This window comes from Amycolatopsis sp. NPDC057786, assembly GCF_042797905.1.
In the GTDB taxonomy this organism is placed as follows: domain Bacteria; phylum Actinomycetota; class Actinomycetes; order Mycobacteriales; family Pseudonocardiaceae; genus Amycolatopsis.
In genome coordinates this window covers 21,124-37,404 of record NZ_JBHVKW010000011.1, presented here as the reverse complement: position 1 = coordinate 37,404, position 16,281 = coordinate 21,124, and the positions used below count along the sequence as shown (strand labels likewise).

General features: G+C 69.9%; 13 protein-coding genes. 3 read left to right on the top strand and 10 right to left on the bottom strand.

What is annotated here, in order from left to right; all coding sequences use genetic code 11:
- Positions 1-279: 279 nt before the first annotated feature.
- Positions 280-1,512 (bottom strand): glycosyltransferase family 4 protein, encoded by a 1,233-nt coding sequence (locus ACFVM3_RS09920; RefSeq protein WP_378437422.1) that lies wholly within the window; start codon positions 1,510-1,512, stop codon positions 280-282.
- Positions 1,513-1,675: 163 nt separating this feature from the next.
- Between ACFVM3_RS09920 and ACFVM3_RS09915 the strand changes: the two genes are divergently transcribed.
- Positions 1,676-2,374: a methyltransferase domain-containing protein gene (locus ACFVM3_RS09915; protein ID WP_378437315.1), complete on the top strand. Its 699-nt coding sequence runs from the start codon at positions 1,676-1,678 to the stop codon at positions 2,372-2,374.
- On the opposite strand, the gene ACFVM3_RS09910 is transcribed toward ACFVM3_RS09915, so the two are convergent.
- Positions 2,368-3,402 carry a DUF3068 domain-containing protein gene (locus tag ACFVM3_RS09910; RefSeq protein WP_378437313.1) on the bottom strand — a complete coding sequence of 345 codons (1,035 nt, stop codon included), beginning with the start codon at positions 3,400-3,402 and terminating at the stop codon, positions 2,368-2,370. The genes ACFVM3_RS09915 and ACFVM3_RS09910 overlap by 7 nt on opposite strands.
- Before the next feature lie 224 nt (positions 3,403-3,626).
- On the opposite strand from ACFVM3_RS09910, the gene ACFVM3_RS09905 reads away from it, so the two are divergent.
- Positions 3,627-4,010 carry a hypothetical protein gene (locus ACFVM3_RS09905; RefSeq protein ID WP_219151019.1) on the top strand — a complete coding sequence of 128 codons (384 nt, stop codon included), beginning with the start codon at positions 3,627-3,629 and terminating at the stop codon, positions 4,008-4,010.
- On the opposite strand, the gene ACFVM3_RS09900 is transcribed toward ACFVM3_RS09905, so the two are convergent.
- The 6 genes from ACFVM3_RS09900 to ACFVM3_RS09875 all read right to left on the bottom strand — a co-directional run bounded on the left by ACFVM3_RS09900 (position 4,007) and on the right by ACFVM3_RS09875 (position 9,368).
- Positions 4,007-5,182 carry a PucR family transcriptional regulator gene (locus ACFVM3_RS09900; protein WP_378437311.1) on the bottom strand — a complete coding sequence of 392 codons (1,176 nt, stop codon included), beginning with the start codon at positions 5,180-5,182 and terminating at the stop codon, positions 4,007-4,009. The two genes, ACFVM3_RS09905 and ACFVM3_RS09900, sit on opposite strands and share 4 nt — an antisense overlap.
- A gap of 182 nt (positions 5,183-5,364) precedes the next feature.
- Positions 5,365-6,135 carry a hypothetical protein gene (locus tag ACFVM3_RS09895; protein WP_378437309.1) on the bottom strand — a complete coding sequence of 257 codons (771 nt, stop codon included), beginning with the start codon at positions 6,133-6,135 and terminating at the stop codon, positions 5,365-5,367.
- Between the two features lie 94 nt (positions 6,136-6,229).
- A complete protein-coding gene (locus ACFVM3_RS09890; RefSeq protein ID WP_378437308.1) occupies positions 6,230-6,919 on the bottom strand; it encodes a sigma-70 family RNA polymerase sigma factor in 690 nt (229 codons plus the stop codon).
- 124 nt (positions 6,920-7,043) lie between these two features.
- Entirely contained in the window at positions 7,044-7,562 is a 519-nt protein-coding gene (locus ACFVM3_RS09885) for a hypothetical protein (RefSeq protein WP_378437306.1), read from the bottom strand.
- A gap of 108 nt (positions 7,563-7,670) precedes the next feature.
- The gene (locus ACFVM3_RS09880; protein WP_378437304.1) at positions 7,671-8,291 is read right to left on the bottom strand and encodes a hypothetical protein; all 621 of its coding nucleotides are present in this window, start codon (positions 8,289-8,291) and stop codon (positions 7,671-7,673) included.
- Positions 8,292-8,498: 207 nt separating this feature from the next.
- The gene (locus ACFVM3_RS09875; RefSeq protein ID WP_378437302.1) at positions 8,499-9,368 is read right to left on the bottom strand and encodes an alpha/beta fold hydrolase; all 870 of its coding nucleotides are present in this window, start codon (positions 9,366-9,368) and stop codon (positions 8,499-8,501) included.
- Positions 9,369-9,489: 121 nt separating this feature from the next.
- Between ACFVM3_RS09875 and ACFVM3_RS09870 the strand changes: the two genes are divergently transcribed.
- On the top strand, positions 9,490-12,573 hold the full coding sequence (locus ACFVM3_RS09870; RefSeq protein ID WP_378437300.1) for a BTAD domain-containing putative transcriptional regulator: 3,084 nt from the start codon (positions 9,490-9,492) through the stop codon (positions 12,571-12,573).
- A 1-nt stretch (position 12,574) separates the two neighbouring features.
- On the opposite strand, the gene ACFVM3_RS09865 is transcribed toward ACFVM3_RS09870, so the two are convergent.
- Complete coding sequence (locus ACFVM3_RS09865; protein ID WP_378437298.1) at positions 12,575-12,865, bottom strand: hypothetical protein; 291 nt, start codon at positions 12,863-12,865, stop codon at positions 12,575-12,577.
- Complete coding sequence (locus ACFVM3_RS09860) at positions 12,862-16,257, bottom strand: TM0106 family RecB-like putative nuclease (protein WP_378437296.1); 3,396 nt, start codon at positions 16,255-16,257, stop codon at positions 12,862-12,864. The genes ACFVM3_RS09865 and ACFVM3_RS09860 overlap by 4 nt, the downstream gene beginning before the upstream one ends.
- Between the last annotated feature and the right edge of the window lie 24 nt (positions 16,258-16,281).

Below are 16,281 nucleotides of genomic sequence, written 5' to 3'. Positions count from 1 at the left end.
GCCTCATGGCGAAGCGGAGCCGCGCCCGAACCCTTGCACGACAGCGCGTTCTTCCGGCTGCGGCTAGGCGGAAAACTCACGGTCGCCGAAGTGGGCGCGCTGCTGGCCGCGCAGCCGCCGGAACCCGATTTCCCCGCTCGCAGCAGCAGGATCGCCCGGCTGGGCACCCGGCTGCTGGCGAGCAGGCTCGGTTCGACCTATCTGGTTTCCAATCTCGGCGTCGTTTCGGCGGCGGACGCGGTCACGTCGATCGCGTTCTATCCCGCCGCCAGCGGCCGCTCAGGCGTGGCGTTCGGCGCGGTGACCGTCGGCGGGACGAGCACCGTCACCGTGCGCGCCCGCCGCAAGGACTTCGACGACGCCGCCACGGCCGACCTGGCCGACGGACTCGTTGAAGCGCTGCGGCGTCAGGACCCTGGGATGGGGGATGGCCACCCCGGCCACGTCGCGCACGAGTGATTCGAAGCGGTTCACGCTGCGTTCCCAGTCGAACAGGCTCGCCCAGGTGATGCCTGCCCTGCCCATTTCGGTCCGCCGTACCCGGTCGGCGAGCAGCCCTTCGACCTGTGCGGTGAAATCGGCGAAGTCGTCGGCCAGCAGCCCGGTCTTGCCCTCCACAATGGACTCAGCCACCCCGCCAGCCGCGCGATAGGCCACCGAGGGCACGCCGTGCGCGGCGGCCTCCATGATGACGATTCCCCAGCCTTCCTTGACCGACGGGCACAGGTGCAGCCAGGACCGTTCCAGGATCTCGTGTTTCTCGTCCTCGTCCACCCAGCCGTGCAGCCGGACGCGGTCTTCGACACCCCGGTCGCGGGCGTGCTCGCGCAAGACCTCTTCCCACGGTCCCTGGCCGACGACCTCCAGCTTCAGCGTCGGCCAGCGCGGGCTCAGTTCCGCGACGACGTCGATCGCGTGCTCGATCCGCTTGTGCGGCACCAGCCTGCTGACCGCGACCAGCGTCGGCTCCGTCTCGCGGACGGCCTTGCCGCGCGGAGGAGTGTCCAGCCCGTTGGGTACCACGGTGATCCGCGAGCCTTCGATCCCGAGGCCCGCCAGTTCGCCCTTGGTGATCTCGGAAACCGTGACGTAGCGGCAGTGCCGGAACAGCCACGGCGCCAGCCGCGATTCGATCCACCAGCCGATGCGGCCCAGTGTCTCGCCGAGCGCGCTGATCCACTGTTCCTTGTGGACGTGGTGCACCAGCACGACGACCGGGCAACCGGCGACGAGCCTGGCGAAGAACGGCATCCCGTTCTGGACGTCGACGACGAGGTCGGCATGCGCCTTCCGGATCGCCCGGAGCGCGTGGAGGTAGACGCCGAACTTGTTGCCACGGCGGCGATAGCGCACACCGTCGCGCCATTCCCCCGCGTTGGCGCCAGGGTACGCCGCGCACTGGATCTCGACCCGGTATCCGGCTTTGGCGAGTCCCTCGGCCATTCGCTCGACGTACCGCTCGGAGCCGCCGCCCTCCGGATGCCCGGTGTCGCGCCAGTTGACGAGCAGCACACGTGGCCTTTCCATCGTGGTTCTCCCAACCTGTTAGCGACAATGCTAGGTTACCGGTGCGTACACGGTAGAGGAATCATTCTCGGAAAGCGATGGTTCGATGGTCGGTAATCGGTCGGTGACCCCAGCAACGATGCCTCATCGCGCCACTTTGCGCAGATCGGTGACGTTGTTCCGGGCCTTTCTCACCGAACAGACGGATCCGGACGGTTTCTACTCGGTGCTCGCCGGCGACTCGGTCCGGCAATTGGCGCAGCACACTCCGTTGAACGGCCGAACCATCGTCGACGTCGGGGGTGGGCCTGGCTATTTCTCCGACGCGTTCCGCGCCGCCGGGGCCACGTACCTCGGCATAGATCCCGACGTCGGAGAGCTGACGGCGCGGGGAGAGGCCGGCGAGAACATGGTCCGCGGCAGTGGGACGAAACTGCCGGTGCGCACCGCGTCCGTGGACGTCTGCTATTCGTCGAACGTCCTCGAACACGTTTCCGAACCCGAGGTCATGCTGGCCGAGATGTGCCGGGTGACCAAACCCGGCGGCACGATTTTCGCCTCGTTCACGCCGTGGTATTCGCCGTGGGGCGGTCACGAGACCGCGCCGTGGCATTTCCTCGGCGGACACTACGCCCGGCGGCGTTATCTCGAAAAGAACGGCAAGGAGCCGAAGAACAAATTCGGGGAGAGCCTTTTCGCCTTTTCCGCAGGCGCGGCCATCCGGTGGGGGAAGGCCGCGCCGCTCGCCGATCTCCAGGAGGTCTATCCGCGCTACCACCCCTCCTGGGCCCAGTGGATCGCGCATGTCCCCGGGATCCGGGAAGTCGCGTCGTGGAACCTGGTGATGGTGCTGCGCAAGCGTCAGTGACGGGAGCGGGCGGGGCGGCGCTTCACCAGCAGGAAGACCCCGAGCGCGAGGAAGGCCGCGCCGCCGATCCCGAGCACGATCGGCCCGGTGCTCCCGATGAAGTCCAGCTTGCCCTTGTTCTCCTCCACCTGCTTGACCATCTTGTCGACGGTCGCGTCGGTGAAGGCCAGCTTGCCGTCGAAGACGACCGTGGGCGTGGGATTCGCGGCCGACCGAAGTTCCTGATGCGACAGCTGTTCCTGCTTGACCTGGATCCCCGTCACCGGCTCGATCCAGCTCGTGATGGTGCCCCGGTAGAACTGACCCGCCTCGACGGAGTCACCGGTGGCGCCGATGAGCGAGCCCGGCACCTTCTTCATCGAGATCTTCGTGTCGGGGATCTCCTGGACGAACTTGTAGACCTCGACGCCCTTGATCTCCTCGACACCCTTGAACCGGGCCTGGACGGCGCGGCCGGTGTTGTCGTCGTAGACCTGGTAATCCTTCTGTTCGGTGCCGAAGGGGAACTTGAAGTTCAGGCCGGGCTGCGGCTTGTACTCCTGGATCTCCTCGGGCTTCTCGCCCTCTTTTTCGGGCTTCTCCTTGAGCTTGGTGACGAAGCTGCTGTTGGCCGAGCACTTCGCCTCCTGGTCGCCGCCCGGCGGGACGTAGCCCTCCGCGGTGCGGCGGTCGAAGCAGACCTGGCGTTTGCTCGCGCTGACCACGGTCTGGTCGCTGGTGTCGACGACCGAGACGGCCATCAGCCATACGGCGACGTCCGTGCCCTCCCGCATCTCCGGCGGCGCGAAGTTCGCCACCACGCGGGCGGTCGCCTTCAGCTTGGCGTCGTCACGGATCTCGGTGACGGTCTTGCCGCCTTCGGTCTTCACCGCGAGCACCTTGGACGCGGTGCCTTCGAGGACCGACGTCGATTCCTGGTTCAGCGGCACCTTGGCGAGTTCGGGCTTCACGTAGGACGGCAGCAGCACCGCGCCGGCGACGGCGAACACCCCTAGTGCCAAGAAGATCAGGCTCAACGCTCGACGCAACGGTCCTCCTGGTGAGACACATTACCCATCGGTAATCAGTCGCCAGATACTGGCTCCTCGGCAGGTCAGCGTCAAAGGTGTGACCGGCGGTCACAGGCACCGCGTGCGACCGGAAGGCGGTACGCGCGCCGCCATTCGGCGCAGGCAGCCAAACATGTTTGTTCCCGGGAACAACGTGAGCGGGACCACCATCGGACGACTTCCGGTGCGTGGAAAGGAACTTTGTGCCGCAGGACCCGAACGATCCCCGCGCGCTGGACATCGGCGCCTACTCGGATTCGATCACCGACGTGGAGCTCCGCGACGCCGTCGCCGACGTCGCCGCGCTGCTTTCGTTGCACGGCAACGTGATCCGTGATCTGGACGCCAGGAGATCACGGTGGCGGCCAGGGCGGCGGTCGCCGCATCCCGATATCGTCCTGTCCGCGGCCGGAAGACGTCCACAGTGGACGAGGTCGGCGAATCCCGAGGTGACCCTGCCGGTCGCCACGACCGCGCGCGGCCGGACCCTCGCGGTACGGCTCACCGCGCGGCCCGGTCTCGGGCACACGCTGCTGGACCTCGCGAGGATCATCGACGCCGACATGGCGCCGGAGAGAAGGGGCTAAGCGTCGTCCGCCAGACGGACCGCCTCCAAAGCGACGTAGAGTTCGCCGACGTCGACCGGGTCGGACAGGTCGCGTCTGGTCAGTTCCTGCACGCGCCGCAGCCGGTACCGGACCGTGTTCGGATGGACGATGAGCCGGTCCGCGGCCTCCTTGGCCGAGCCGTGCCCGGCGAACCACGCGACCAGTGTGTCGAGCAGGACCTGCCGCTCCGGTTTGGGCAGCACCAGGAGCCCGGCCAGCACCGAGCGCAGGACGTCCCGCGACATCTCCGGCGCGCTCGCGACCAGCGTGGTGACCGGGGAGTCGCCGAAGACGGCGACGCCCGCGGCACCGGTGGTCAGTGAACGGCGGGCGATCCTGGCGCGATGGACCGCGTCCGGTACTTCGAGGAATCCGTTGAAAGGCCTGCTCATCCCCACCGCCAGCGGCAGGGTGCCCAGCACGTCGCGCAGCCGCCGGACGTCCTCGACGCGGTCGATCACGACGAGGCCGACCTCGGCGCCGGGTCGCCAGGCCGACTTCCAGCGCCGGGCTCGCAGCAGGGCTTCGACGCCGGGTCGTTCGTCCGGCTCGATGGATTCGGTCACGACGGCGACGAAGGTGCCGGCCGCCGGGAGGCCGAGTTCCTTGGCGGCGTTCTCGAGTTCGGCCTGGGTGGCGAACCGGCCCTGCAGCAGCCCGTCCAGCAGGGCGAGCTTCTCCTGGGAGAGTTCGGCGGCGACCTCGCTGTACGCGGTGGTCAGCGCGTCGGAGTAGAGGTCGATGGTCTTCCACACGTTGGAGTTGATCTCCACCGTGCGGGCCGGATTGATGAAGCCGGGGCCCGCCAGCTCCAGGAGACGCTCGTAGACGAAGATCCCGCCGATGCGGAACGCGCGGAGCACGGACGGCAGCGGGATACCCTGCCTGGCCTGGGCCAGCCCGGTCTTGCGGGCCGCGTCGAGCGGCAGCCCCCGCCCCTCGACGAGCGCGGTCAGCGCCCGTTCGAGATTCGCGCGGCAGACCTTGCGCAACTCGTCCGGCGCGGTGCTGTCCACCTGGTGATAGAACTCGTCCTCGTCGCTGAGGAGCTGGGCAAGGCGGTCGCTGAACTCGGGCAGCCGGGTGAGCATCGCCTGCATGAGCACACGCTGCTCCCGGGGTGCGGGAGTAGCGAGAGCTTCGGTGCCCATTCGTCAACTCTAACCCGATCGAGTGGCCGCTTTTTATCACGATGCGACGAAAGGGCGGTTTCACGAGCTGAGCGTGGTTGACAACCTGCGCAGGGTCATCCCGGTCCTCGGCAAGCGGACGGACGAAACGCCGCCGGACGAGGACCCCTTCGTCCGGCAGCGTTTCGAGGCCACTCGCACGCTCAGTGGTTGATCTTGAACCACGGCTGCGACCAGCCGAGATAGGTGTAGTTCCACGCGTTCTTGATCTCCGAGATCGTGGTCTCGGTGAAGCTGCCGGGGCCGTGGATGTCGTTCGACAGGAACTTGCCGCCGCCGATGGAGATCATCGTGTGCCCGGTGCCGCCGTTGCTGAAGAACGCGAGCCCGCCCGCGGGGACCTGGGTGTCACCGGGGTGCTTGTACGAACTCGGGATCTGCGTCCAGTGCACGTAGGCCGTTTCCGAGCCGCTCGCGGACCAGCCGTAGGCCCACGCGTTGATCCGGTCGCACCAGCGGTAGTAGTCGGGATCGTTGTTCGTGTGCACGTGCGCCTTCGCCCACGCGACGGCTTCGGCGCAGGTCCGCGGGTTGCCGGTGCCCGCGGTGGAACAGGAAAGGGTGCTGCCGGCGCAGTCAGGGGCGACGCGGCCGTCCGAACCGGTGTAGACGTAGGCGTCGCTGATGTAGCCGCCCTTCGACGGCACGTAGTCCCAGATGTCGGTGGTGCCGTACTTGCCGGTCACCGTCGAGCCGTTCGTCTGGCAGTCGATCGTGACGGCGGTGCCGCTCGCGACGGTGCCGACCGAACTCGCGCTGGTGCTCGGGCTCGACCGCACGGTCACCGCCACCCCGGAGTCGGTGTTCACCGTGCCCGTCGCCGCGAGCGCCTCGCCCGCGCCGCCGAGCATGATCGCCCCGGCCAGGGCGATCGCGCCCACCGTGCCTCTGGCGATCCTCGATCGGATCTTCATCTCTGTCCTCCAGTGGTTTCCCCGAATAGGGGGACAGGATGGTGGATCCCGGTACAAGGCGCGTACAAGAATCGATCGTCCGAAGTGGACGGTTCTATACCGGGACGAGTTCCGGTTCGGCGGTTTGCCCGACGATCGGGACATCACTCGCGTACCGGGCGTTCCGGTCGGTGAGCAGCGTCCGAAGCCGCGCGAGCGCGCGGAACTGCGCCGCGCGGACCGCGCCCGCGCTCGGCAGGCCGAGCCGTTCGGCCGTTTCCTCGGCCGATAGCCCGAACACGAACCGGAGCGCCAGCACCTGCCGGTGCGGCATCGGCAATCTCGCCAGCAGGACGCCTGCCTGCAGCCGGTGTTCCAGGCGTTCGATCTCGTCCGGGTCGCGGCGGGCCCAAAGCGGCAGTCCGTCGCCGATCTCCGGAACGGAGGCGACCGGTTCGCGGGAGCGGCGCCGGTGCAGATCGGCCACCTTGTGCCCGGCGATCCCGAGGACGAACGCGAGGAACCGGTCCGGGCGGTACCGGTAGCGGGGCAGGGCGATCAGGACCGCCTGCAACACCTCCTGCGCGCAGTCCTGTGCGTCGCAAGCGCCCGTTCCGGTGCTCCCGAGCCTGCTCGCGCAGTAGCGGAACACGTGCGGGCAAAGGAAGCGGGTCAACTCCCGGATCGCGTCCGGATCACCGGCCACGGCCGCCCGGACCACTCTGCTGTCCGGGTTGGGCAATCGTCCCGCCGTGGCGGCGGCACGGGAGTCCGCGGGGACCGTCGATGGCGCTACCTCGTCCAAGTCTGCACTCCTGGTTCAGGGGAACTGGCCGCCAAGGTGCGCCCGTCATCGGGGACTGGGACTTCGTGCGCGGTGGTCCAGCTTGCCGTTCCCCGCGAGGGATGTCCACACGACGGGCCGGAAGTCATCCGAACCGCGCAATGTCTACTGTGGACACTCGTCGCGACGCCATCTTGAAGCAGGACAGCACCGGGGGATAGGCGGTCGTGTCGGTGCTGAGGAGATCCGACGTCCAGACCAGGCAGTGCGCGAGAACCCGGATCCGCTGGTCGAGATCGGCGTTGTCGCAGGCCTCGCCGATCTGGTCGGCGCAGGTGACCCGGTCGTCGCGGACGCTGGCGGCGATGGCGCGGACGATCGCGGCCACGCCGGGATCGAGCCGGTCCGGCTGGACCGTCCTGCCCGCGTGATCCCGCAGGCGCAGGGTGAACGGTTCACCTATTCGCAGCGACCGGCGGCGATCCTTGGCCGCCAAGGAGAACGTGTCGACCAGTCGTCCGACGACGTCCCCGAACGCCGGAGCGCGCCGGGTGGAGGAAGCGGTGGACACCAGCGCGGTGGCGAGCCGGTCGGCTTCACCCGATCTGGTGAGCGATAGGAGGTCGCGGGCGACGGTGTGCGCGCGTTTGGCAGTGGGTGTCATGTCGGGCCCCTCGTTCGGCGTGCCGCCTCCCGATACCCGTCCGAGTGGCGGTCAAACCCGAATGGCGGTCGATTGCCGCCGGTAGGGGCGCGGGTTGGTCCGTTCGGCTCAGGCCGGCAGGCCGTCTCCGACGCGCAAGTAGCCGCTTACCGCGGCGACGACCCGATCCGCGTGAGACGGCTCGAGGTTCCGCACCCATGCCCGGAGGGCGTCGATGAACCCGACGAGGTCTCGGTCCACGCCTTGGAGAAGGGCGGGGAGATCCTGACGCCGGATCTCCAGCCGCCGTCCTGCGGGGAACTCCCAGTCCTCGTCGTCCACGTCCGGCCAGAACCGGATGATCTCGCCGTCGACCTCGAACATCGTCCCCGGACCATGCCCGAGGTAGGGTCCGTCCCCGTCTTGCAGCCCGTGCCAGTCCGGCCAGTCGGTCAGGTCGGCGCAGCAACCCGGAGTCACGGCGATGCCCTCGGCCTCGAGCTGCAGACCGCCGGGGAGGAAGGTGCGCTCGAGCCGTACCAGCTCGTCGAACGCGGTCCCGAGGTCGGGCTGGGCGAGTTCGCCGCTCGTGCTGTGCCCGAGCAGGGAGAGCACGACCGCGCCGACGTCGTCGGAGGGCATTTCGCGGTGCAGGGGGATCCACTCGCCGTCGTGGCCGCGAAACGGCCACAGCGCGAACGACGAATAGCCGCGTGGCAAGGATTCCACCACCGGAAGGAGCCTGGACATGCGGTGACGATACGGTGCGTGACCCTGCCGGTGCCACGACGTTTCGGGTGTTCGCGGTCCTGAGCGGGGCTGCCTCTCTGTTGCGAAAGTGGCTTTCGCAACCCTTCACTGGGGGATGGCTGGTCGATGTCCCCGATGCCGCATGGGGCATCGGACCGCGGCGACGCGAGCCGACGTCGCGTGCGCCGACCTTGCCGGCCTTTCGGCCTAGCGCGTCAGCAGGTCCCGCAGTGCCTTCACGACCTCCGCCGGTGATTCCTCGGCTATGAAGTGCCCCGCCGTGACCGTCCGGTGGTCCAGGTCCGTCGCCCACGCCCGCCAGAGCGCGACGGCGTCGTAGCCCAGTGCGGCACCCCAGTCCTGCTGGAGCACGGTGAGCGGCATCGTGAGCCGGTTGCCCGCGGCGCGGTCCGCCTGGTCGTGCTCGACGTCGATGCCCGCCGACGCGCGGTAGTCGGCGACGATCGAGGTCACCGCGTTCCGCGACGCCTCCAGGTACGCGGCCCGGACGTCGGCCGGGATCGCGTCACCGCGCTGGGTCCACGCGTCGAGGAAGTGACCGAAGAACGCGTCGGGAGCGGCGCCGATCAGCTGTTCGGGCAGTCCGGGCGGCTGGGCCATCAGATAGAGGTGGAAGCCGACCGCGGCGGTGGTGCCGTGCAGGACGTCCCACATGTCCAGCGTCGGCAGCACGTCGAGGATCGCGAGATGGCTCACCTCGTCCGGGTGGTCGAGGCCGGCGCGCAGCGCCACCAGCGCGCCCCGGTCGTGCCCGGCGAGGGCGAACCGGTCGTGACCGAAGGCCTTCGCGACGGCGACGACGTCGGCCGCCATCGACCGCTTCGAGTAGGTCTCGCCGGTGTCGGCGGGCTTGTCGCTTTCGCCGTATCCTCGCAGGTCAGGGCAGAGGACGGTGTGGTCGGCCGCCAGATCCGCCGCGACGTGCCGCCACATGAGGTGGGTCTCGGGGAAACCGTGCAAGAGCACGATCGGGCTGCCCGTCCCGGCGACGGCGACGTTGAGGGCCACGCCGTCCGCGACGGGAACCCGCTGATAGTCGAATCCGGTGATGCGCATGGGAACCTTCCTGGTCGTTTGGTGATGACCGCCAGCGTCCCCGGCCCGAATCAGCACCCGGTCAGCGACGACCGAGCGGCCGGGGCACGATGATCACCGTCGGTGAAGCGAGGAGGTGACGATGCGGTTCGGGGTGCTCGGCCCGCTCGTGGCCGAGGACGCGCGGGGCGAAGTCGGGCTCAAGGGCCCGCGGCACCGCGCGGTGCTGGCCAGGCTGCTGATCGCCCGCGGCCGGGTCGTGCCGGTGGAACGCCTGGTCGACGACCTCTGGGAACGCCCGCCCGAGGGCGCGGTCGGCGCCGTGCAGACGTTCGTCGGTGCCCTGCGCCGCGCCCTCGAACCCGATCGTGCGCCCCGCGAGCCCGCGCGGCTGCTCGTCACGGTCGCCCGCGGCTATGCCCTGCGCGCCGATTCCGTCGACGCGTGGGACTTCGAGGACGCTGTCGCCGCGGCCCGTGAACTGCTCGACGCCCGGCGACCGGACGCGGCACTGTCGCAAGTGGACAGTGCGCTCGCGCTCTGGCGTGGTCCCGCGTACGCCGAGTTCGCCGAGGAAGGCTGGGCAGTCGGCGAAGTCTCCCGCTTGACCGAACTCCGTTCGCTGGCGGGAGAACTCCGTGCCGAGGCACTCCTCGCGCTCGGACGCGCCGCCGAGGCCGTCCCGGAGCTGGAACCGCTGGTGCGTGAACATCCGTTGCGGGAGAACGGTTCTCGGCTGCTGGCGCTCGCGCTTTATCGCTCCGGGAGGCAGGGCGACGCGCTGGCGGTGTTGCGCACGACGCGCGAACACCTCGCCGACGAACTAGGCATCGACCCGAGCGCGAGCCTGCGGGACCTGGAAGCCGACATCCTGGCGCAAGCGCCCCGCCTGGAGCCGTCCGCGCCCAAGGCCGCCGAGCGGCCACTGGTCGGGCGCGACGCGGAGCTGGCCGAACTCGAAGAAGCCGTGACGCGGTCGCGGCTGGTGCTGATCTCCGGCGACGCCGGGGTGGGGAAGACCGCGCTCGCCGAAGCGTTCTCCGCCCGGCTCGCCGCGCGGGGCTGGACGACGGCCTGGGGAAGCGATCCCGACGACGAGGGCGCGCCGCCCGCCTACGCCTGGACCCGGATTCTGGCGACGCTCGCCGACGCCGGGTACGGCCCGGCGCCGACGGCTGAGCCGGGGACCGAAGATCCGCTGGCCGCGCGCTGGCGGTGGCATCGCGCCGTCGCGGCCCATCTGTCCGGTGCCGCGCCGCTGCTGCTCGTCCTCGACGACCTGCATTGGGCGGGCGAAGAGACCTTGGCGCTGCTGACCTCGGTACTGGCCGAGCCGGTGTCGATCATCGCGACCTATCGCGGCACCGACCCGCCCGCCCGGCTGACGGACTTCCTCGCCAGGGCCGCTCGCCACGAGCCGGCGCGGATCTATCTCGGCGGCCTGCCCGAAGCCGAAGTCGCCGGCCTGGTCCGTGCCACGACGGGGGAAGAGATCGACCCGGAAACCGCCGCGGTACTCCGTCGGCGCACCGGCGGGAACGCGTTCTTCGTCCGTGAACTCGCCCGCCTGCTGGGGGCCGAAGGCGTGGCCGCCTTGGACGCGGTGCCGCCGGGCGTCCGCGACGTCGTTCGCCACCGGGTGGACGCGCTGCCGGACGACGTCCGCGGCGTCGTGCGGCGGGCCGCGGTGATCGGAACGGACGTCGATCTGGACGTTCTCGAAACCCTGGTGGGGAAGACCGCGCTCGACGCCTCCGAGATCGCGGTCCGGCGCGGATTCCTGACCGAGCGGGCGCCCCGCCGGTTCCGGTTCGCGCACGCGCTCGTGCGGGACACGCTCTACCACGACCTCTCCCGTTCGCGGCGCGCCCGCGAACACGGCGAGATCGCCGAGGCGCTGGAAGTACTCCGTCCGGACGACGTCGACGCCCTGGCGCACCATTTCCTCCTGTCGGAGGAGCACGACGACCGTGCCGCGCGGTACGCGCAGGTCGCCGCCGAACGAGCCGAAAGTCGGTTCGCCCCAACGGAAGCAGCGCGCCTCTGGGACGCCGCGCTCACCGCGTACGACCGCTCTGGCGCCTCCGACACGGCGAAGCGGCTGGAGCTGATCATGGGCAAGGCCCGCGCTTCGGCCGTGGCCGGCGGGCTCGGCCAGTCGCGGAGGCATCGGGCAGAAGCGTTGGAGCTGGCGGAAGGGCTGGACGATCCACTGCTGACCGCTCGGGTGATCGGTGCCTTCGACGTCCCCGCCAGCTGGACCGAAAGCGACGACCGGGAACTCGCTTCCCGGATCGCGGAGACGGTCGAGCGCACCCTCGCCGCCTTGCCCGCCGAAATCAGGGCCGAACGGTGCCGCCTACTGGCCACCCTGGCCGTCGAACTGCGGAACGCGGGCGGAGAGCGAGCACGTGACGCGGCCCGAGAAGCCGAAGCGATCGCGCGGACGCTGGAAGATCCGGCTCTGCTGGCGTTCGCGCTCAACGCTCGGTTCCTGCAGTCCTTCGACCGCGCCGGTCTCGCCCCCGAGCGGGCCGCGATCGGTGCCGAACTGGTCGACCTCGCCGCGCGGCACGGGCTCGTGACGTTCGAGGTGCTCGGGCACCTCGTACTCCTGCAGGCGCAGAGCGCGCTCGCGGATTTCGCCGCCGCGGACCGGCATGCCGCGGCGGCGGACGAACTCGGCGACCGATACGGCCTTCCGCTGGTCGGCGTGTTCACCCGCTGGTATCGCGCGATGCGGACCGCGATGACCGGCTCCGGCGGGGAGGCCGCCTATCGCGCCGCGGCGGCGGGCCTCGCGGGAACGGCCATGTCCGGTGTGGACAACGGGATCCTCGCGCTCGCGCTGTACTGCGACCGGATGCAACGAGGTTTACCGCCGGAAGCGCTGGAAGACGACTACGGCGCTTACGAAAGCTGGTGCCGCCCGGTGCTCCCGATCCCGGATTCGCCGAGGGATCTGCTGTTCGAGGCCCGCACCTGTCAGCACGCCGTTGTCGCGCTCGAACTCGGTGACCGGACGACGATGGAACGCCTCTACGCCGAGCTTCTGCCCGCCGAAGGAGAGATCGCCGGTGCCGGGAGCGGAATGCTCACTCTCCGCCCGGTCGCGTGCTACCTCGGCGAGCTGGCCACCGCCCTCGGCCTGCGAGAAGCGGCCATCGAGCACTATCGGAAGGCGCGGGCCATCGCGGTGAAGGCCGGTTCACCGCACTGGGATTAGCTCACTGCTCCCGCATCGCGCGGCGGATCTCGGCCAGCTTGTCCTTGGCGGCCTTGTCGCGGTCGGCGATCTTCTTGTCGAGCGAAGCGACGTCTTCCTTGCCGCCGAGCCCGGCGAGCTCGGTCGAGCCCAGCGACGTCGTGTAGCGCTGCTCGATCCGGTCCCGCACGTGGTCGAACGAGGGCACGCCGCCTTCGCTGTAATCCGGCTCCGGGACCTCGACCGGAGCGGTCGGGGTCTCGTCGACTATCTCGGCGTCGAGGATTTCGTTGTCCGGTTTGTTCTCGGTCATCGTCCACTCCGTCCTGCGTGCCACGGCACGGCTTCGGTCATCAACCCGAGCATGCCCGAAACCAGCCGCATCTGGTCGACCGTGCGGATGTCGGCTTCGACCAGCCGCGGCGAGCAGACCACGATCGCGAGCGCCTGCGCCCGCGAGAGCGCCACGTTGAGCCGGTTGCGGGAGAGCAGGAAGTCCAGGCCACGCGGCAGATCGACCGCCGAGGACGAGGTCATCGTGGTGATCACCACCGGCGCCTCCTGCCCCTGGAACCGGTCCACGGTGCCCACCCGGACACCGGGGTGCCCGGCCTCGTCCAGCGCACGGGCCACGACCCTGGCCTGCAGGTTGTACGGCGCCACGACCAGGATGTCCTCGTCGCCGAGCGGCCGGGGCTCGCCGTGATCGGTCCAGGCGCGGCCGTGGAGTTCGGCGACGAGGGAGGTGACCGCCTCGGCCTCCTCGACCGACCGTGTCGTGTTGCCGTGGTGGTCGACTTCGGCGAGGTACAGGCCCGCCTCGACACCGTCGATCGCCCGCTCGGCGGCCGAGGGATGGGAGTGCAGGCGGCCCGCGTAGGACAGCCGCGACACCGGCTTGCAGACGGCCGGGTGCATCCGGCGGGTCTCGTCGAGGAAGTACCCGAGCTCGGCCGGGATGATGTCCGCCTCGCCGATCAGGTGCCCGAGTGCGGACGCTTCGGCGCCCGCGGGATGCGTACCCTGCACGACCTGCGGCAACTGCTGCGGATCGCCCAGCAGCAGGAGATTCTTGGCGCACATCGACACCGCGAGCGCGTCGGCGAGGGCGAACTGGCCCGCCTCGTCGATGATCAGCAGGTCGAACGGCTCTTCCCGGATCGCTGCGTTCGCGAACGTCCAGGCCGTCCCGCCGACCAGATGGCCGGTGTCGTGCTCCTCGCGCCATTTCACCAGCGCGGGATTGGTCTTCGGCTGCTCCCACGGCGCCGCCGGATCCGGGGTCCGCTTGGCGCGTTTCGCGCACGGCAGATCCGGTGCGTTCTTGAGCGCGGCGGACAGCACGTTCTCCACGGCCTTGTGACTGGTCGAGGTGACGGCGATCGTCTTGCCCGCGCGCACGAGTTTCGCGATGAGCCTGCCCGCGAGGTACGTCTTGCCGGCTCCGGGCGGACCCTGGACGGCGAGCGTGGAGCCGTCGAGCGCCTCGACGGCCTCGATCACCGTGCTCACCAGGTCCGTCCCGGCTTCGGGCAGGCTCCGGTCGTCGCGCAGCCGCGGCGTCGCACGCCGGAGCAGATCGACGCCGGGATGGGCGGGCAGCACCGGCAGCGTGTCGACGACGAGGCGGGCGAGGTCCGCGACCGCGTCGTCCTTGGGGGAGGGACGGACCGGGCTCCCGGGCAGGACCGCGACCGGCCGGTCGGCGGTGGTCTCGTCGGGCGGACAGCTCTCTTCCAGGGTGAGCTCGACGGCGGTGGCCGAGACGACCTTGGCGTCCCGCGCGGCCGCTCCGTATCGCAGGCGGACGTCGTCGCCGGGAGCGAAGGGATGCGGCCGGTCCGGGTCGCAGCGGAGCATCAGGGAACGTTTCGCCTTGCGGACCCGGCCGGACGGCGGCACCCATTCCCCGGCTTCCAGTGAGACCGGGACGGTGCAGGCGTTGTCGGTCTCCAGATCGCCGAGCGGGGCGGCCAGCTGACGGAAGTACTCCCACCACGCCGGATTCGTCTCGCGGCGGTGGTAGCCGACGGACGCGGCCAGCAGCGCGCGGGCGCGATCCTCACCGGTGAACTCGGCCGGATCGTCGGGAAGCCCGTCCAGCAGCGGATCGACCAGCGCGGCCAGCTGCGCGGCGCGTTCGGCGCGTTTCTGGGCGGCGACGTCCTCCTCGGTCTGCCGGAGCAGCGCGTCCACATCGGACTCTTCGGGTGGCTCGGCGAGCGCGATCCCTTCCTCCACACGGACTTTGTGGAGGAACTCGAACAGCCGCAACGTGGAGACGCAGTCGTACTCGTTGTAGTCACTGATCCCGCGCAGCACTTCGTCCGCGTGCTCGGTCTCGCCGGAGGCGGTGAGCGTCAAGTACTCCTCGTAGGCCTCGATGCTCGAAACCGCCGTCTTGACGTCGCCGTCGCGGGCTTCGGGCATGTAGAGCGGTTCGAGATACTTGATGGAGTACGACCGCTGCGAGACCCGGAGTGCCTTGCGTACCACGGAATACAGGTCCACCAGGCCGCCGCTGCGCAGTAGATGGTCGACGGCGTCTTCGCGGGTCCCGTGCACGGCGGCGAGCCGTTTGATCGCGGTGACCTCGTACGGGGCGTAGTGATAGACGTGCGAACCGGGATGTTCCGCGAGCCTCGCGGTGGCGAAGTCGACGAACTCCTCGAAGGCCCGTTTCTCCTGCGACCGGTTGTGCGCCCAGAACGGCGTGAACTTCGTGCCCTCTTCGGCGGTCACGGCGCCGAAGAGGTATTCGAGCCCTTCGCCCGCCAAGGCGTACGGGTCACCTTCCATGTCGAAGAAGACGTCGCCGGGCGCGGGCGGCGGGAGTTCGGCCAGCGCGTCCGGATCGATGACCTCGTAGGCGATCTGCCCGGTGGCGTCCTGCCGGACCTGGATCGCGGCCTGGGCACGCAGCGTGGTGAACGACGTCGTCGAGATGTCGCGCGGCCGGTCTTCCGGTGCGGCGGCCGCGAGCGCGTCGATGGTGCCGAGGCCCGCGGCGACGAGTTTGCGCCGCTGGTCGCCGCGCATCCCCGCGACCAGCGAAAGGTCGCGATCGGCCTCGCGTGCGCTCGCGCAGTGCGCGGCGTAGGAGCAGCCGCCGCACGCGGGGCGTTCGTCGGCCCACAGCGGGACCGGCAGGGTCGGCGGCCGGTTCCGCAGCCGGGCGCGGAGCCGGTCCACCAGCGGGAGGAAGTCGTCGACGCGGAACGACCGCGTGCTGTGATCACCCAGCAGCAGATGCATCCGCGGACCGGCGGGCCAGCCCGCCCGGCGCAGCGCGTCGGCGTACGCGGTCAGCTGGACGACGGCGGCGGGCTTCGCGTGCCTGGCCAGCTTCGTGTCGTAGACCTCGTAGCGGCCTTCGTCGTCCCGCATCAGGAAGTCGGCGCGGCCGGAGAACTCGCCGTCGTGGAAGACCGCCTGGTAGATCACCGGCGCACCGGCGCGTAGTGCCTCTTCGGTGGCCTTCGCGGCGACGACCGGGTCGCGTTCGTCGATCTCGACGACGGCGCTCCGTTCGCCGCGCAGCTTGTCCAGCGTCGCGGCCTCGTGCGCGCGCCCGTGCGTGACCGCCAGCTGATCCGGCCCGGAACCCGGCCGCGGTGCTCCAGGGAGGCCGGCGGCCAGCGCCTGGTTGAGGAGGCTGCGGTGCTCGCATTCGAGCAGGTCGGCGAGATCGGACGGGGTGTACATCGCCCGGGAGTCTCGCACGGACTC